The organism is Azospirillum isscasi (assembly GCF_030849505.1).
Lineage (GTDB): Bacteria > Pseudomonadota > Alphaproteobacteria > Azospirillales > Azospirillaceae > Azospirillum > Azospirillum isscasi.
On sequence record NZ_JAUJFI010000013.1, the window covers coordinates 30,542 to 43,683 of the forward strand.

The 13,142-nt window shown below is 69.0% G+C and carries 14 protein-coding genes; 2 read left to right on the forward strand and 12 right to left on the reverse strand.

The features are described 5' to 3' along the window. Positions 1 to 30: 30 nt before the first annotated feature. The 6 genes from lepB to rpoZ form a co-directional block, all read right to left on the reverse strand. A complete protein-coding gene (gene lepB, locus QSG27_RS04920; RefSeq protein ID WP_306704019.1) occupies positions 31 to 801 on the reverse strand; it encodes a signal peptidase I in 771 nt (256 codons plus the stop codon). Continuing rightward, a complete protein-coding gene (gene acpS, locus QSG27_RS04925; RefSeq protein WP_306704020.1) occupies positions 798 to 1,265 on the reverse strand; it encodes a holo-ACP synthase in 468 nt (155 codons plus the stop codon). Before acpS ends, lepB begins: the two co-directional genes overlap by 4 nt. Continuing rightward, positions 1,262 to 2,014: a pyridoxine 5'-phosphate synthase gene (locus tag QSG27_RS04930; protein WP_306704021.1), complete on the reverse strand. Its 753-nt coding sequence runs from the start codon at positions 2,012 to 2,014 to the stop codon at positions 1,262 to 1,264. The genes acpS and QSG27_RS04930 overlap by 4 nt, the downstream gene beginning before the upstream one ends. Before the next feature lie 99 nt (positions 2,015 to 2,113). Next, positions 2,114 to 2,527 carry an HIT family protein gene (locus QSG27_RS04935; protein WP_306704022.1) on the reverse strand — a complete coding sequence of 138 codons (414 nt, stop codon included), beginning with the start codon at positions 2,525 to 2,527 and terminating at the stop codon, positions 2,114 to 2,116. A 40-nt stretch (positions 2,528 to 2,567) separates the two neighbouring features. After that, complete coding sequence (locus tag QSG27_RS04940; RefSeq protein WP_306704023.1) at positions 2,568 to 4,739, reverse strand: RelA/SpoT family protein; 2,172 nt, start codon at positions 4,737 to 4,739, stop codon at positions 2,568 to 2,570. A 90-nt stretch (positions 4,740 to 4,829) separates the two neighbouring features. Further along, a complete protein-coding gene (rpoZ, locus tag QSG27_RS04945; protein WP_306704024.1) occupies positions 4,830 to 5,273 on the reverse strand; it encodes a DNA-directed RNA polymerase subunit omega in 444 nt (147 codons plus the stop codon). A gap of 298 nt (positions 5,274 to 5,571) precedes the next feature. Between rpoZ and QSG27_RS04950 the strand changes: the two genes are divergently transcribed. Next, positions 5,572 to 6,153, forward strand: coding sequence for a LabA-like NYN domain-containing protein (locus QSG27_RS04950; RefSeq protein ID WP_306704025.1), 582 nt, complete (start codon positions 5,572 to 5,574; stop codon positions 6,151 to 6,153). 33 nt (positions 6,154 to 6,186) lie between these two features. On the opposite strand, the gene QSG27_RS04955 is transcribed toward QSG27_RS04950, so the two are convergent. Further along, positions 6,187 to 7,209: an esterase-like activity of phytase family protein gene (locus tag QSG27_RS04955; protein ID WP_306704026.1), complete on the reverse strand. Its 1,023-nt coding sequence runs from the start codon at positions 7,207 to 7,209 to the stop codon at positions 6,187 to 6,189. 254 nt (positions 7,210 to 7,463) lie between these two features. Between QSG27_RS04955 and QSG27_RS04960 the strand changes: the two genes are divergently transcribed. Next, complete coding sequence (locus QSG27_RS04960; protein ID WP_306704027.1) at positions 7,464 to 8,156, forward strand: sensor histidine kinase; 693 nt, start codon at positions 7,464 to 7,466, stop codon at positions 8,154 to 8,156. 20 nt (positions 8,157 to 8,176) lie between these two features. On the opposite strand, the gene QSG27_RS04965 is transcribed toward QSG27_RS04960, so the two are convergent. The 5 genes from QSG27_RS04965 to QSG27_RS04985 all read right to left on the reverse strand — a co-directional run bounded on the left by QSG27_RS04965 (position 8,177) and on the right by QSG27_RS04985 (position 13,129). Next, positions 8,177 to 8,581 (reverse strand): NifB/NifX family molybdenum-iron cluster-binding protein, encoded by a 405-nt coding sequence (locus QSG27_RS04965; protein ID WP_306704028.1) that lies wholly within the window; start codon positions 8,579 to 8,581, stop codon positions 8,177 to 8,179. 78 nt (positions 8,582 to 8,659) lie between these two features. After that, the gene (locus tag QSG27_RS04970; RefSeq protein WP_306704029.1) at positions 8,660 to 9,199 is read right to left on the reverse strand and encodes a MarR family transcriptional regulator; all 540 of its coding nucleotides are present in this window, start codon (positions 9,197 to 9,199) and stop codon (positions 8,660 to 8,662) included. A 162-nt stretch (positions 9,200 to 9,361) separates the two neighbouring features. After that, on the reverse strand, positions 9,362 to 10,213 hold the full coding sequence (locus tag QSG27_RS04975) for a DUF2076 domain-containing protein (protein ID WP_306704030.1): 852 nt from the start codon (positions 10,211 to 10,213) through the stop codon (positions 9,362 to 9,364). Positions 10,214 to 10,304: 91 nt separating this feature from the next. After that, a complete protein-coding gene (gene lon / locus QSG27_RS04980; protein WP_306704031.1) occupies positions 10,305 to 12,710 on the reverse strand; it encodes an endopeptidase La in 2,406 nt (801 codons plus the stop codon). 11 nt (positions 12,711 to 12,721) lie between these two features. Beyond that, positions 12,722 to 13,129, reverse strand: a complete 408-nt coding sequence (locus QSG27_RS04985) for an Hsp20/alpha crystallin family protein (protein ID WP_306704032.1) — start codon at positions 13,127 to 13,129, stop codon at positions 12,722 to 12,724. Positions 13,130 to 13,142 lie beyond the last annotated feature (13 nt).

Consider the following 13,142-nt stretch of genomic DNA (forward strand, 5'->3'; position numbering starts at 1 on the left):
CGGTCTCCGTGCCCCAATGCTCTATGGGGCTCACTTCACGGCGTTGAACAGGCGGCTGAACCGCAGGTCCACCGGCCAGCGCCACACCTCGAAGAAGCGCGTCCCGTCCTCCAGCGAGAAGAACAGGAATTCGGCGCGCCCGACCAGGTTCTCCATCGGGACGTACCCCACCTGCGACGGGACGCGGCTGTCCAGCGAGTTGTCGCGGTTGTCGCCCATCATGAACAGGTGGTTCGCCGGCACCTTGAAGGCCGGGGTGTTGTCGAGCGGACCGTTGTCCGTCTCCTCGATGATGCGGTGGCTGCGCCCGCCCGGCAGCGTTTCGATGTACTGCGCGATGCGCACCTCGCGGCCCAGCGCGTCGCGGGACACGTAGTCCTCGATCCTCTCGCGCTTCACCGGCTGGCCGTTGATGTGCAGCACGCCGCCGGTGACCTGCACGGTGTCGCCCGGCAGGCCGATCACGCGCTTGATGTAGTCGGTCTTGTTGTCGCGCGGCAGCTTGAACACGGCGACGTCGCCGCGCTCCGGCGCGTGGCCCAGGAGGCGGCCCTCGAACAGCGGCAGGCCGAAGCCGACCGTGTATTTGCTGTATCCGTAGGAGAATTTGGACACGAACAGGTAGTCGCCGATCAGCAGCGTCGGGATCATCGACCCTGACGGGATGTTGAACGGTTCGAACGCGAAGGTCCGCACGCCGAAGGCGATGATGACCGCGTAGAAGACCGTCTTCACCGTCTCGGCAAAGCCGCCTGTCTCTTTGGTTTTGCCGGTCAAGGCGGTCTCTTTGTTCATGGTCATGCGGGGGACGCCGTGGAGGTGGTGATGGGGGTGCAGACGGAGGTATCGGCCGGTTCGGCGCTGATGATGACGAAGGCCTCGGCCATCGGATACTCGTCGGTCAGCGTGACGTGGATGCGCGCCTGCATGCCCGCGGGCGTGATCGCCTTCAGCCGGTCCAGCGCCCCGCCGGTCAGGCGCATGGTCGGCTGGCCGGAGGGCAGGTTCACCACCCCCATGTCGCGCCAGAACACGCCGTCGCGGAAGCCGGTGCCCAGCGCCTTGGAGCAAGCCTCCTTGGCGGCGAAGCGCTTGGCGTAGGTGGCGGCCCGCGCGCTGTGCCGTCCGGCGGCCCCGGCGCGGCGCTCCGACTTGGCGCGCTCCACGTCGGTGAAGACGCGGGCGATGAAGCGGTCCCCGAAGCGGTCCAGCGACTGCTCGATCCGGCGGATGTCGATCAGGTCGTTGCCGATGCCGAGGATCATGAGGCGCTCCCCGCCGCGGCCCGGGCGTCCTTCATGACGGCGCGCATGCGCTGGAGCGTGTTGCCCAGCCCGACGAAGATCGCCTCGCCGACCAGGAAATGGCCGATGTTCAGCTCAACGATGGTCGGGATGGCCGCGACCGCCCCGACCGTCTCGTAGTTCAGCCCGTGGCCGGCGTGGCATTCCAGGCCGATGGCCTCCGCATGGGCCGCCGCGCGGACGATCCGCTCCAGCTCCGCCGCGCGCTCCGTCCCGGCGGGCGCGTCGCAATAGGCGCCGGTGTGCAGTTCGACCACCGGGGCGCCCAGCGCCTTCGCCGCGTCGAGCTGCGCCGGTTCCGGATCGATGAACAGGGAAACCCGGATGCCCGCGGCGCCGAGGTCGCCGACATAGCGTTTCAGGTTCTCCATCTGCCCGGCAACGTCCAGCCCGCCTTCGGTGGTGACCTCCGTCCGCTTTTCCGGGACGAGGCAGCAGGCGTGCGGCTTGTGGCGCAGCGCGATGGCCAGCATCTCGTCCGTCGCCGCCATTTCCAGGTTCAGCGGCAGCCGGATATCCGCCATCAGCCGGTCGATGTCGGAATCGACGATGTGGCGGCGGTCTTCGCGCAGATGGGCGGTGATGCCGTCGGCCCCGGCCTCGGCGGCGAGCTTCGCCGCGCGCACGGGATCGGGGTGACGCCCGCCCCGCGCGTTGCGGACGGTCGCCACATGGTCGATGTTCACGCCGAGGCGCAAAGGACGGGGCATAGGCTGGAAACTCCGGTGTCGCGCCGGCCCCGCATCATGCATCCGGCGGGCACCGGTTCTCCCTGCTATATAGCGGCGGTGCGGCGTCGCGTCACGCCGTCATTCGACGGCGATCCGCGCGGCGAGCGCCTTCAACTCCTCGATGGACGGGTCGTGGCGCGGCCAGACCAGATCCGCGCCGTCATTCTCATAGCGCGGCACCACATGGATGTGGATGTGCGGCACGGTCTGCCAGCCCGCGGGCTTGTTGGCCTGGAGCAGCGTGATCCCCTCCGGCGAAAAGGCCGCCTGGACCGCGCGGGCGACCTTGTGGACGGTGCGGAACAGCGCCGCGGCCTCGTCCTCCGTCACGTCGAGGATCGTCGGGGCCGGGCGCTTCAGCGCGACCAGCACATGGCCGGGATTGACCTGCCCGGCGTCCATGAAGGCGAAGGTCTGCTCATCCTCATGCACCACGGCACAGGGCAGCTCTCCGGCGATCAGGCGGCTGAAGATGGTCGGGGTGGAGGACATGCTTCCCTCGCTGATGGTGGGCGCGGACGCGCGGGTGCCCTCACCGCCCGCGGGCGCGCTCCACCGCGTTGATGGCGGGGGTCGCGCGCAGGGCCGCCATGATGTTGGTCAGGTGCTTGGCGTCCTTCACGTCGATGTCGATCAGCAGCTCGAAGAAGTCGGTGTTGCGGCTGGTGATCTTCAGATTCGTGATGTTGCCGCCGTTCTTGCCGATCACCGTGGACAGCGTGCCGAGCGACCCCGGCTCGTTGTTGACCACCAGCGAGATGCGCCCGACATGCTCCTCCGGGCTGTCCGGCCCGATGTCCCAGGCGACGTCGATCCAGCGCTCCGGCGACTCGTGGAAGCTTTCCAGCGTCTCGCAGTCGATGGTGTGGATGGTGACGCCCTTGCCGGTCGTCACGATGCCGACGATGCGGTCGCCCGGCAGCGGGTGGCAGCAGCGGGCGTAGTGCACCGCCATGCCGGGGATCAGGCCGCGGATCGGCAGCGGCGCGTTGTTGCCCTTCGCCTTCGGCTTGGGCTTCGGAAGCGTGATGGCGTTCTTGTCGTCGCCTTCCTTCGGCGTCGCCACCTGCGGCTTGTGGCCGGGGAAGACGGCGTGGAAGACCTCGCGGCCCGAATGCAGGCCGGACCCGACGCTGGCCAGCAGGTCGTCGGCGCTCGGCTGCTGGAAGATCTTGACGACGCCTTCCAGCGCCTTTTCCGAAAACTCGTAGCCTTCCGACTTGAACTGGCGCTGCAGGATCGCGCGGCCCAGCTCGATGTACTGGGTGCGCTGCTGCGTGCGCAGGAACTTGCGGATGCGCGCCCGCGCCTTGCCGGTGACGACGAAGCGCTCCCAGCCCGGAACCGGGGACTGCGCCTTGGACGTGATGATGTCGACCTGATCGCCGTTCTGGAGCTGCGTGCGCAGCGGCAGCATCCGCCCGTTGATCTTGGCGCCGACGCAGTGGTCGCCGACCTCCGAATGGACGGCGTAGGCGAAGTCCACCGGAGTCGCCCCGCGCGGCAGCGCGATCAGGTCGCCCTTGGGCGTGAAGCAGAACACCTGGTCCTGGAACAGCTCCAGCTTGGTGTGCTCCAGGAACTCCTCGGGCTTCTGGGCGTGCTCCAGGATGTCCAGCAGTTCGCGCAGCCAGCGGTACTCGCGCCCCTGCTGGGTGCGCTGTTCGCCCTGCTTGTAGGCCCAGTGGGCGGCGACGCCGAGTTCGCAGATCTCGTGCATGTCGCTGGTGCGGATCTGCACCTCGATCCGGTTGCGCTCCGGGCCGATCACGCCGGTGTGCAGCGAGCGGTAGCCGTTGGGCTTGGGCGTGGAGATGTAGTCCTTGAAGCGCCCCGGAACGACCGGGTAGTGGGCGTGGATGACGCCCAGCGCCTGATAGCATTCCGGCACCGTGTCGACCATGATCCGGAAGGCCATGATGTCGGACAGCTGCTCGAAGCTGACGTTCTTGCGCTGCAGCTTGCGCCAGATCGAATAGGCGGTCTTCTCGCGCCCGGTGACCCCGGCGTTGGGCAGCCCCTCCTCCGCCAGCGTGCCGCGCAGTTCCTGGATGATCCGCTGGACGCGGTTCTCCCCTTCGGAGCGCAGGCGGGAAAGCTGGGCCAGGATGCTGTCGCGGGCGTCGGGGTTCAGCTCCGCGAAGGAGAGATCCTCCAGTTCGTCCTTGACCTGATGCATGCCGATGCGCTCGGCCAGCGGCGCGTAGATCTCGATGGTTTCGCGGGCGATGCGCTTGCGCTTGTCCGGGTTCTTCAGGTGGAACAGCGTGCGCATGTTGTGCAGCCGGTCGGCCAGCTTGACCAGGAGGACGCGGATGTCCTCCGACATGGCCAGCACCAGCTTGCGGAAATTCTCGGCCTGCTTGGCCTGTTCGCTGTGCAGCTCCAGGCGCGACAGCTTGGTGACGCCGTCGACCAGACGGGCGATCTCCTTGCCGAAGTGCTTTTCGATGTCCTCCAGCGTGGCGACCGTGTCTTCGACCGTGTCGTGCAGCAAGGCCGTCGCGATGGTCCCGGCGTCCAGCTTGAGCTGGGTCAGGATGCCGGCGACCTCCAACGGGTGGAGGAAGTAGGGGTCGCCCGAGGCGCGGGTCTGCGAGCCGTGCGCCTTCATCGAGAAGACGTAGGCGCGGTTGAGCAACTCCTCGTCCGCCGAGGGGTCGTACGCCTTGACGCGTTCGACAAGCTCATATTGCCGGATCATGCCACCCGACCCGGCGCAGCGTGCGCCCAGTTGGTTTGTAGACGAAAAGGGGGCCTACCGGCCCCCGCACCCGGTCACTGACGGCCAGCGTCAGAGATCCCCGTCCGCATCGCGGCCCAGGTCATCCTCCGTCGCGCCGAAGGCCCCAGCCGGGTCGCCATCCATGTCGGACAGGAGATCGTCGCCTTCGCCGACCTCTTCCGCTTCGCTCATCCCGTCCTCGTCCTCCAGCGACGTGTCGCCGCGGGCGGCCCAGTCGTGTTCGCCGGCCATCAGCTCGACGATCTCCTCTTCCGGCTCGTCCGGTTCGACATGCTTCTGGTGGCCCTTGATCAGGGCGTTCTTGAGATGCTCCAGCAGCACCGTCTCGTCGGCGATCTCGCGCAGGGCAACGACCGGATTCTTGTCGTTGTCGCGCTCGATCGACAGCGGAGCGCCGGACGCGATCTCTCGCGCGCGCTGGGCCGCCATCATGACCAGTTCAAACCGGTTCGGAACCTTGAGGACGCAATCTTCGACGGTAACGCGGGCCATACCAAACCAACTCCGGGATCTGCGAAGGCAACCGAATATATTGATGCGTTCGCGCCTGCGCAAGCGCTTCGAGCCGGGTCCGGATCCGCCCGCCGTACCCCGCCCGCGGCGGCCCCCTGCCAGCGCTCCCCCTTGCTCGCGCGTAGTCGAGCCCCTACTTTACTTATCTGGTGAATCGCAATTTCGCGTATGCCTGACATATAATTCAATCCATCGTGGAAGGATTACGGAGTTGGATCGGAATACGACTTTGCCGAAAGATGTTACGAAGCTGTTTTATAAGGAAGAACGGCTGGCGATGTTCATCGACGGCGCCAATTTGTACGCGGCTGCCCGATCTTTGGGTTTCGACATCGACTATAAGCGTCTTCGCGACGGCTTCGCCTCCGAAGGGCGGCTGGTGCGCGCCTTCTATTACACCGCGCTTGTCGAGGATCAGGAATATTCGCCGATCCGCCCGCTGGTCGACTGGCTGGACTACAACGGCTACACGATGGTGACCAAGCCGACCAAGGAGTTCACGGACGCCTCGGGCCGCCGCAAGATCAAGGGCAACATGGACATAGAGCTGGCCATCGACGTGATGGAGATGGCCGAGCGGGTGGACCACATCCTGCTGTTCTCCGGCGACGGCGACTTCCGCCGGCTGGTGGAGGCGGTGCAGCGCAAGGGCGTGCGGGTCAGCGTCATCAGCACCGTGCGGTCCCAGCCGCCGATGGTCGCGGACGAGCTGCGCCGTCAGGCCGACAACTTCATCGAGCTTCAGGATCTCGCCCCCAGCATCGCCCGCGTCCATCACCACCGCGAGCCGATGGGCAACGTCGGGAGCCCCGGCGGGACGGACATGCCCGGCCAGGGCGGCCCCTACGCCAACTTCTGACCGGCACAGCCCGCCGCGGGGCGCGCTTTCCGGTCAGCGCCCCGCGACGGCGGGTTTCAGGGCACCGGCCGGAAGGGCGAACATCGCCAGATAGGTCCGCTGAAGCGGGCTGCGGTTGTCGTCGGAGACGATGTAGACCAGCGTGTCGCCGTCCGGGCCGGGCCGCACCGCCATTCCTTCGAAATTGTCGATCAACAGCGGCGGCTCCAGCCGCGCCAGTTCGATCCCGTCCATCGTGGCGCCGCCGCGCAGCGACTCCGCCGGCACATGGACGAGGCGCGCCGCCCAGCCGCCCAGCAGCGACACCCGCCGCTCCAACACCAGCACGCCGCCGTCCGGCAGGGCCGCCGCCGCCGTGGGGCGGAAACGCGGCGCCGCCCGGTAGGTCAGCGGCTGCCAGTCGCCACGCTCCTTCAGGTCGGCGGGGGCGATCCAGGCGTGGCGTTCCCGCGCGCCGTCGTCGTCCCCTTCCTCGATGGCCAGGATGCGCCCGTCCGGCAGAGCCGCCAACGCCTCGATCCCACCGTTCGATGGAGCCCTCTCCAACCCTGGAGGAGCCGGAAGCCGCTGCGGCGCGCCCTCCGGACGGCCCGCGCCGCCGTAGCGCAGGATGCGGTGGTTGCGCTCGAAGGGCACCAGCCAGCCGCCGTCCGGCAGGCGGGCGAGATCCTCCGAATCGTTGCGCCGCCCGCGGTAGGCCGGGTCCTTGTCGATGACCAGCGGGTGGACGGCGTAGCTCCCGGCCCCGGCGAGACGGCCTTGCGCGTCGTAGGACAGCCGCCCCGTCACACTCTTGCCGTTGTCGGCAACGGCGACGAAGCGGTCGCCCGAGTCGCTGATCCACAGGCCCGACAGCCCCCCAACGCCGGCGCCGTCGGGCAGGTGGAGCGCGCCGCGGAATCGCAGGGCGCCGGCTTCGGCAAGAGCCGGGCGGTCCGGGTCGAGGGCAACCGGAACGGAGGATGCGGATGGTCCGTCGTTTCCGGCCACCGCGGCGCAGCCGCCGGCCACGGCCAGCAGGGCGCAGAAGGGAATCATCAAGGTTCTCAAACGCATGGGCGCCACTCAACCACGGCGGGACGATCGGGGAAACGCTTTTTCCGGCTTGCCCCTCCTGCCCGCGCCCCGCCCCTTCTCCGCCCTTCTGGTCTGGGGGCTCATAAGCCCTGCCCATCCATCCGAACGTGAACGAACGAAGTGGATAGGCGCAGCGGGGTACTTCCTCAGAACCAATTCGGGAGTGGGTTCAAGCGCATAAATTGTTCTGTACCTAAGTAAAACATTACCCAGCCTCAACCGAGAATCGCGTGATGCTCAATCCCCTCCGGTTCCAGCCGGTCTGCCTGCCTGCTGATCGCCCCGCCACCGGTCCGGGGGCGCCGGAGGACCCAATCGCGGCGCGCATCCGCGAGCTGGAGGCCGAACTGCGCGAGCTTCAGCACCGGGCCAAGAACAGCCTGCAGCTCGTCATCAGCCTGCTGAAGCTGCAAACCGGGCGCATCCGCGATCCGGACGCCCGCGCCGCCTACGAGCAGACGCTCGTCCGCATCGAGGCGCTGGCGATCCTCTACCGGCAGCTCCATGAATCGGGCACCGGCACCCATGTGAACCTGGGCCGCTACATCGAGGCGCTGGCGGACGCGGTGAAGCACGGCACGCCCGGCGGGCTCGCCAACGTGCCCATCGAGGTGAAGAGCGATCCCATCCAGATCGGCCTGTACGAGGCCATGCCGCTGGGCCTGATCACCGCGGAGCTGATCACCAACAGCCTGCACCACGCCTATCCGGAGCAGGGCTGGATCCGCGTGTCGGTGACCCAGGAGAACAACGGGCGCGCCCGGCTGATCGTGGAGGACAACGGGCGCGCCCTGCCCGCCGGCTTCGACACGACGGCGGAGGACGGGCTGATGCTGGCCGAGGCGCTGGCCTCCCAGCTGGGCGACACGCTGAACACCGAAAGCGACGCCGCCGGCACGACGGCCAGCGTGTCGTTTCCGGTCTGACGGCGGACGGAAACAAGCCATCAGGCCGGGGCTTCGTGGCACTCGTGCGGGGCCTCGTCCGGGCCGTGGTCGTGGTGTTCGTGCGGGTATTCGGGCGGGGCCGCGGTTTTGACCGTGCCTGCGAAGTAATCGCGGATCGCCTGCACCGGGTCGGTCTCCAGCGTGGTCACCGGCTCGATGCCGCGGCGCTTCATGTGATTGACGAAGCCCTGGCCGGAGGTGCCCGTGATGACGACCCGCACCTCGTCGATGGGATGCGGGCGGCCATCGCCGGCGAGGTGGAGCACCTCGTCCTCGGCCAGCTCGATCCGCTTCACCTCGACGGGGTCGCCGCCCGCCTCGGCCTCGAAGACCAGGAAGCGGCGGGTGCGGCCGCCGTGGGTGGCGATGCTGCGGTAATCCTGGGTGCCGACGGCGAACTTCATCCCACATCTCCCTCACGGCTCAGCGGCGCCACCGTGGCACGGCATACCGCGGCGCACACTGAGGGAGGTCAATGCGCGTTACAGGATTTCCGTTTCGTCGGAGCGGATGACGTCCGTCCACTTGCGCTCCAGCCGGCGCAGCGTGCGGTAGGTCACCTCGAAATCCTGGCTGTCGCCGTCGGTGCGGATCAGCCCCTCGGAATGGACCGACGCCATGTGGCGCAGCCGCTCGCACAGCTCCAGCCCCCTGGGCGACAGCTTCAGCCGGGCGGCCCGCTTGTCCCGCGGCGAGGCGGAGCGGTCCACATAGCCGCTGTCCACCAGCTGCTTCAGGTTGTAGGAGGCGTTGGAGCCGAGGTAGTAGCCGCGCTCGATCAGGTCGCGCACGCTGATTTCCCCGTTGGAGATGTTCAGCAGCATCATGACCTGCACCGGGCTGATGTCGTCGATGCCGATGCGGGCCAGCTCGATTCGCAGAACGTCGAGGAACCGGCGGTGCATCCGTTCGATGATGCGCGCCACCTCATGATACATCTGGGTGGCGGACGCCCTGTCCTTGCGCTCGCCGTCCTTGGGCGCGGCGTCTTCGGTCGGCTGGGGCTGGACGAGCGTCGTCATGGGCCTCGGTTCTGCGTGGGGGAGCGGGGGGTGCGGCCTTCCTTACCCAACGCACGGTAGGGACCCAACTGTTTAATTTATATTAACTGTGATGACGACGTGAAGGCGCACCGGGCCTGCCCGACGGCCCGGCGCGCCATTTCCCGCGGGGACGGGATGCGGTCAGATCCAGCTGTCGTCCCCGCCGCCGTCGCCGCCGTCATCGAAGGACGAATCGTCGGTCTGGTAATCGACGGTCTGGAGGTTGTTGCCGTCCGGCGGGAGTCCCTGGGTCCCGCCCTGGTCCGCGGAGTCGCCGTAGTAGTTGTTGATGGTCGTGTCGCCGTGGCTGGCCGTCTGCCCCGCGGCGGAGGCGGCGTCGCCGAACGGCCCCGGCGAATGGCTGAGCATGGACGAAATGGCGCTGGCGGCCAGCATGCCGCCGGCCACGCCCGCCGCGGTCTGGGCCGCCCCGCTCAGGAACCCACCGCCGCGCGGCGCGTAGGCTTGCGGTCCGAATCCGGGCTGCGGCGGATAGCCGGGCTGACCATAGCCAGGCTGGCCATAGCCGGGCGGCTGGCCGAGTCCGGCTTGCGGAGCGGCCCCCCACGGGCTGCGGGACGGACCGGCGGGCGGCTGCATCGGGTTGTAGGCCGGTCCCTGGGAAGCCTGAGGCGCCGGAGCGGGCCGCGGCTCCGCCGGACGGCTGCCTCCACCACCGCCCCACGGGCTGCGCCCCAGCCCCAGCGCGTTGGACAGGAAACTGCCGCCCCCGCCGGAAGGCGGCGGCTGGGTCTGCTGGGCGCGGGCCTGCGCCTCCTTCACCTGCCGTTCCAGCTCCTCGATGCGCTGCTGGGCGGCGGTCAGCGCCTGCTGCTGCACCAGGACCGCCTGCGCCATGTAGTAGGGGGCGGCGGGCTGGCCCTGGATCGTCTGCTGGATGAAGCGTTCCGCCTCCGGGTCGCGGGGCTGGGTCTCCACCTCGCGCAGATGCGTGAACAGGTCGGAAAGGAGGGTGCGTTCCTCGGGCGTCATGATCGTCTCCTGTGCGCGCTCCAAGCGGGCGCGCCTTTCATGTGGCGCACCGCACCCCCGGTGCGCAAGGGTCCCGGCCCCGGCGGAGACGCTACCCGGCCTTGCGCTCCGCCTCCGCCGGGGCGGCTTCCGACACCAGCGCGGCGCGGACGGCGTCGTCCACCCGCTCCAGCCAGACGAAGCTCAGCCGTTCGCGCACCGCGGCGGGGATGTCGTCGAAGTCCTTGCGGTTGCGGGCGGGCAGCATGACCGTCTTCAGGCCGGCGCGCTGGGCCGCGACCACCTTTTCCCGGATGCCGCCGACCGGCAGGACCAGCCCGCGCAGGCTGATTTCCCCGGTCATCGCCGTGTCGGAGCGGATGCAGCGCCCGGACAGAAGCGAGACCAGCGCGGTGAAGATCGCCACCCCGGCGGACGGCCCGTCCTTCGGGATGGCGCCCGCCGGGACGTGGATGTGGATGTCGAAACGGTCCAGCCCCTCCGGGTCGAGGCCGAGATCCTTCACCCGCGACTTGACGAGGCTCAGCGCCGCCTGCGCGCTCTCCTTCATCACCTCGCCCAACTGGCCGGTCAGGATCAGCCGGCCCGAGCCGGGGAAGCGGCTGGCCTCGATGAACAGGATGTCGCCGCCGGCCGGGGTCCAGGCGAGGCCGGTCGCCACGCCGGGCACGCTGGTGCGCATCGCCACGTCGTTCTCGAATCGCGGCGGGCCGAGGATCGCCGTCAGATCCGCCGGCTCCACCCGCAGCCGCTCCACCTCGCCCTCGGCGATGCGCACCGCGGCGTGGCGCCCGACCGCGCCGATCAGCCGTTCCAGATTGCGGTTCCCGGCCTCCCGCGTGTAATCGCGGATGATCGCCCGCAGCGTGTCGTCGGGAAGGTCGAGCTGGTCCGGCTTCAGCCCGTTGGCGGCACGCTGGCGGGCCAAAAGGTAGCGTTTGGCGATTTCCAGCTTCTCGTCCTCGGTGTAGCCGGACAGCTCGATCACCTCCATGCGGTCGCGCAGCGGGCCGGGGATGGTGTCCAGCACGTTGGCCGTGGCGATGAACATCACCTTCGACAGGTCGAAGGGCACGCCCAGGTAATGGTCGCGGAAGGTGGCGTTCTGCTCCGGGTCCAGCACCTCCAGCAGGGCGGCGGAGGGATCGCCGTGGAAGCCCTGCCCCAGCTTGTCCATCTCGTCCAGCATCAGCACGCAGTCGCGCGTCCCGGCCTTGCGGATGGCCTGCACGATGGTGCCGGGCAGCGCCCCGACATAGGTGCGGCGGTGGCCGCGGATCTCGCTCTCGTCATGGACGCCGCCCAGCGAGACGCGGGCGAAGGCCCGCCCGGTCGCCCGCGCGATGCTCTGGCCGAGCGAGGTCTTGCCCACCCCCGGCGGCCCGACGAAGCAGAGGATCGGGCTGCGCCCCTCCGGGTTCAGCTTGCGCACCGCCAGGAATTCCAGGATGCGGCGCTTGACCTTCTCCAGACCGTAATGGTCCTCGTCCAGGATGCGGCGCGCCTCGGCGATGTCGATGCGGGATTCCGAGCGGCGGTCCCACGGCATCTCGATCAGCCAGTCCAGATAGCTGCGGACCATCGAATATTCCGCCGCCGCTTCCGGCATGCGCTCCAGCCGGCGCAGCTCCTTCTCGGCGTGCTCCCGCACGTCGGGCGGCATGCCGGCCTTGGCGACGGCGTCCTGAAGCTCCCCGATCTCGGCCTGACGGCCCTCGTCGGCCTCCCCCAGCTCCTTCTGGATGGCGCGGAGCTGTTCGCGCAGGAGATATTCCCGCTGCCGCTCGTCCATCGCCTCGCGGGTGCGCTCGCGGAGGTCGCGGGACAGGCGCAGCACCTCGATGCGCCGGGCCAGCAGGCCGCCCACCTTGTCCAGCCGCTCCGGCAATTCGACGGTCTCCAGCACCTCCTGCTTCTCGGCGGGCTTCAGGTCCATGTAGCTGGCGGTCAGGTCGGCCAGTTCGCCCGGGCTTTCGATGGCCTGCACGGCGGCGAGAAGCTCCGGCGGGGCCTGGGGCAGCAGTTGCAGCGCCTCCGCCGCCTCGTTGCGCAGGTTCAGGAAGCGGGCCATGACCTCCGGCGTGGCGGCGTCGCTTTCCTCCACCATCTCGACCCGGGCGGCCATGAAGGGATGGCCCGGCACCCATTCGAGGATGCGGAAACGCTGCTGGCCCTGGCACACCAGATGGTGGGAGCCGTCGGGAGTCGTGACGTAACGCAGGATGCTGGCGGTCGTGCCGACGCGGTGCATGTCGGCGCCGGTCGGCTCCTCCACCGCCTCGTCGCGCTGGAGCAGGATGCCGACCGGGCGTTCGGTACGCGCCGCCTCCTGCGCGGCGGCGACGGAGCGCGCCCGCCCCACCGTGACCGGCAGCACCACCCCCGGGAACTGCACGAGGTTCCGCACGGGGATGACCGGGATCACATCCTCCGGCAGCCCGGAGGCGGGCGGCGTCCGGGGATTCGGCGTGGCTTCGGCGGCGTGCTCGTCCGTCATTCGACTGTCCTTCATCCCATCTTGTCGAGCGTCAGCACGAGGCATCCCGCCGACAGCTCGCGCCGTCCCATGCGGAAGGCCCCGGCGGGCAACTCGATCCGCCGTTCGAAGCGGCCATGGGGAATCTCAAGCCGGTGGATGATCCCGTCGCAGCCCAGCGGCAAGGTCCGCTCCCCCGCGACCACCAGAACGCCGTCCTCGACGGCGACGTGAAGCTGCTCGGCAGCGACGCCGGGCAGGGCCACCACCATGGTCACGGCGTCCTCCGTCTCGTAGACGTCGATGGGCGGCGTCCAGCAGGCGCGGCGGGGGCCGGGCGGGGCCGGGCGGAAGAACTGGCGGTGCAGCCGCTCGGCGCGGTCCAGCAGTTCGACGGCTTCCGACCACATGAAGGAAGCGGGATCGCGGCGGGGCGGCATGGCGTCTCCTCGG

What these genes read in the sequence shown, in the direction of transcription:
- lepB (WP_306704019.1), bottom strand. Translation starts at nt 801, where the DNA reads ATGACCATGAACAAAGAGACCGCCTTGACCGGCAAAACCAAAGAGACA.
- acpS (WP_306704020.1), bottom strand. Translation starts at nt 1,265, where the DNA reads ATGATCCTCGGCATCGGCAACGACCTGATCGACATCCGCCGGATCGAG.
- QSG27_RS04930 (WP_306704021.1), bottom strand. Translation starts at nt 2,014, where the DNA reads ATGCCCCGTCCTTTGCGCCTCGGCGTGAACATCGACCATGTGGCGACC.
- QSG27_RS04935 (WP_306704022.1), bottom strand. Translation starts at nt 2,527, where the DNA reads ATGTCCTCCACCCCGACCATCTTCAGCCGCCTGATCGCCGGAGAGCTG.
- QSG27_RS04940 (WP_306704023.1), bottom strand. Translation starts at nt 4,739, where the DNA reads ATGATCCGGCAATATGAGCTTGTCGAACGCGTCAAGGCGTACGACCCC.
- rpoZ (WP_306704024.1), bottom strand. Translation starts at nt 5,273, where the DNA reads ATGGCCCGCGTTACCGTCGAAGATTGCGTCCTCAAGGTTCCGAACCGG.
- QSG27_RS04950 (WP_306704025.1), top strand. Translation starts at nt 5,572, where the DNA reads ATGTTCATCGACGGCGCCAATTTGTACGCGGCTGCCCGATCTTTGGGT.
- QSG27_RS04955 (WP_306704026.1), bottom strand. Translation starts at nt 7,209, where the DNA reads ATGCGTTTGAGAACCTTGATGATTCCCTTCTGCGCCCTGCTGGCCGTG.
- QSG27_RS04960 (WP_306704027.1), top strand. Translation starts at nt 7,464, where the DNA reads ATGCTCAATCCCCTCCGGTTCCAGCCGGTCTGCCTGCCTGCTGATCGC.
- QSG27_RS04965 (WP_306704028.1), bottom strand. Translation starts at nt 8,581, where the DNA reads ATGAAGTTCGCCGTCGGCACCCAGGATTACCGCAGCATCGCCACCCAC.
- QSG27_RS04970 (WP_306704029.1), bottom strand. Translation starts at nt 9,199, where the DNA reads ATGACGACGCTCGTCCAGCCCCAGCCGACCGAAGACGCCGCGCCCAAG.
- QSG27_RS04975 (WP_306704030.1), bottom strand. Translation starts at nt 10,213, where the DNA reads ATGACGCCCGAGGAACGCACCCTCCTTTCCGACCTGTTCACGCATCTG.
- lon (WP_306704031.1), bottom strand. Translation starts at nt 12,710, where the DNA reads ATGACGGACGAGCACGCCGCCGAAGCCACGCCGAATCCCCGGACGCCG.
- QSG27_RS04985 (WP_306704032.1), bottom strand. Translation starts at nt 13,129, where the DNA reads ATGCCGCCCCGCCGCGATCCCGCTTCCTTCATGTGGTCGGAAGCCGTC.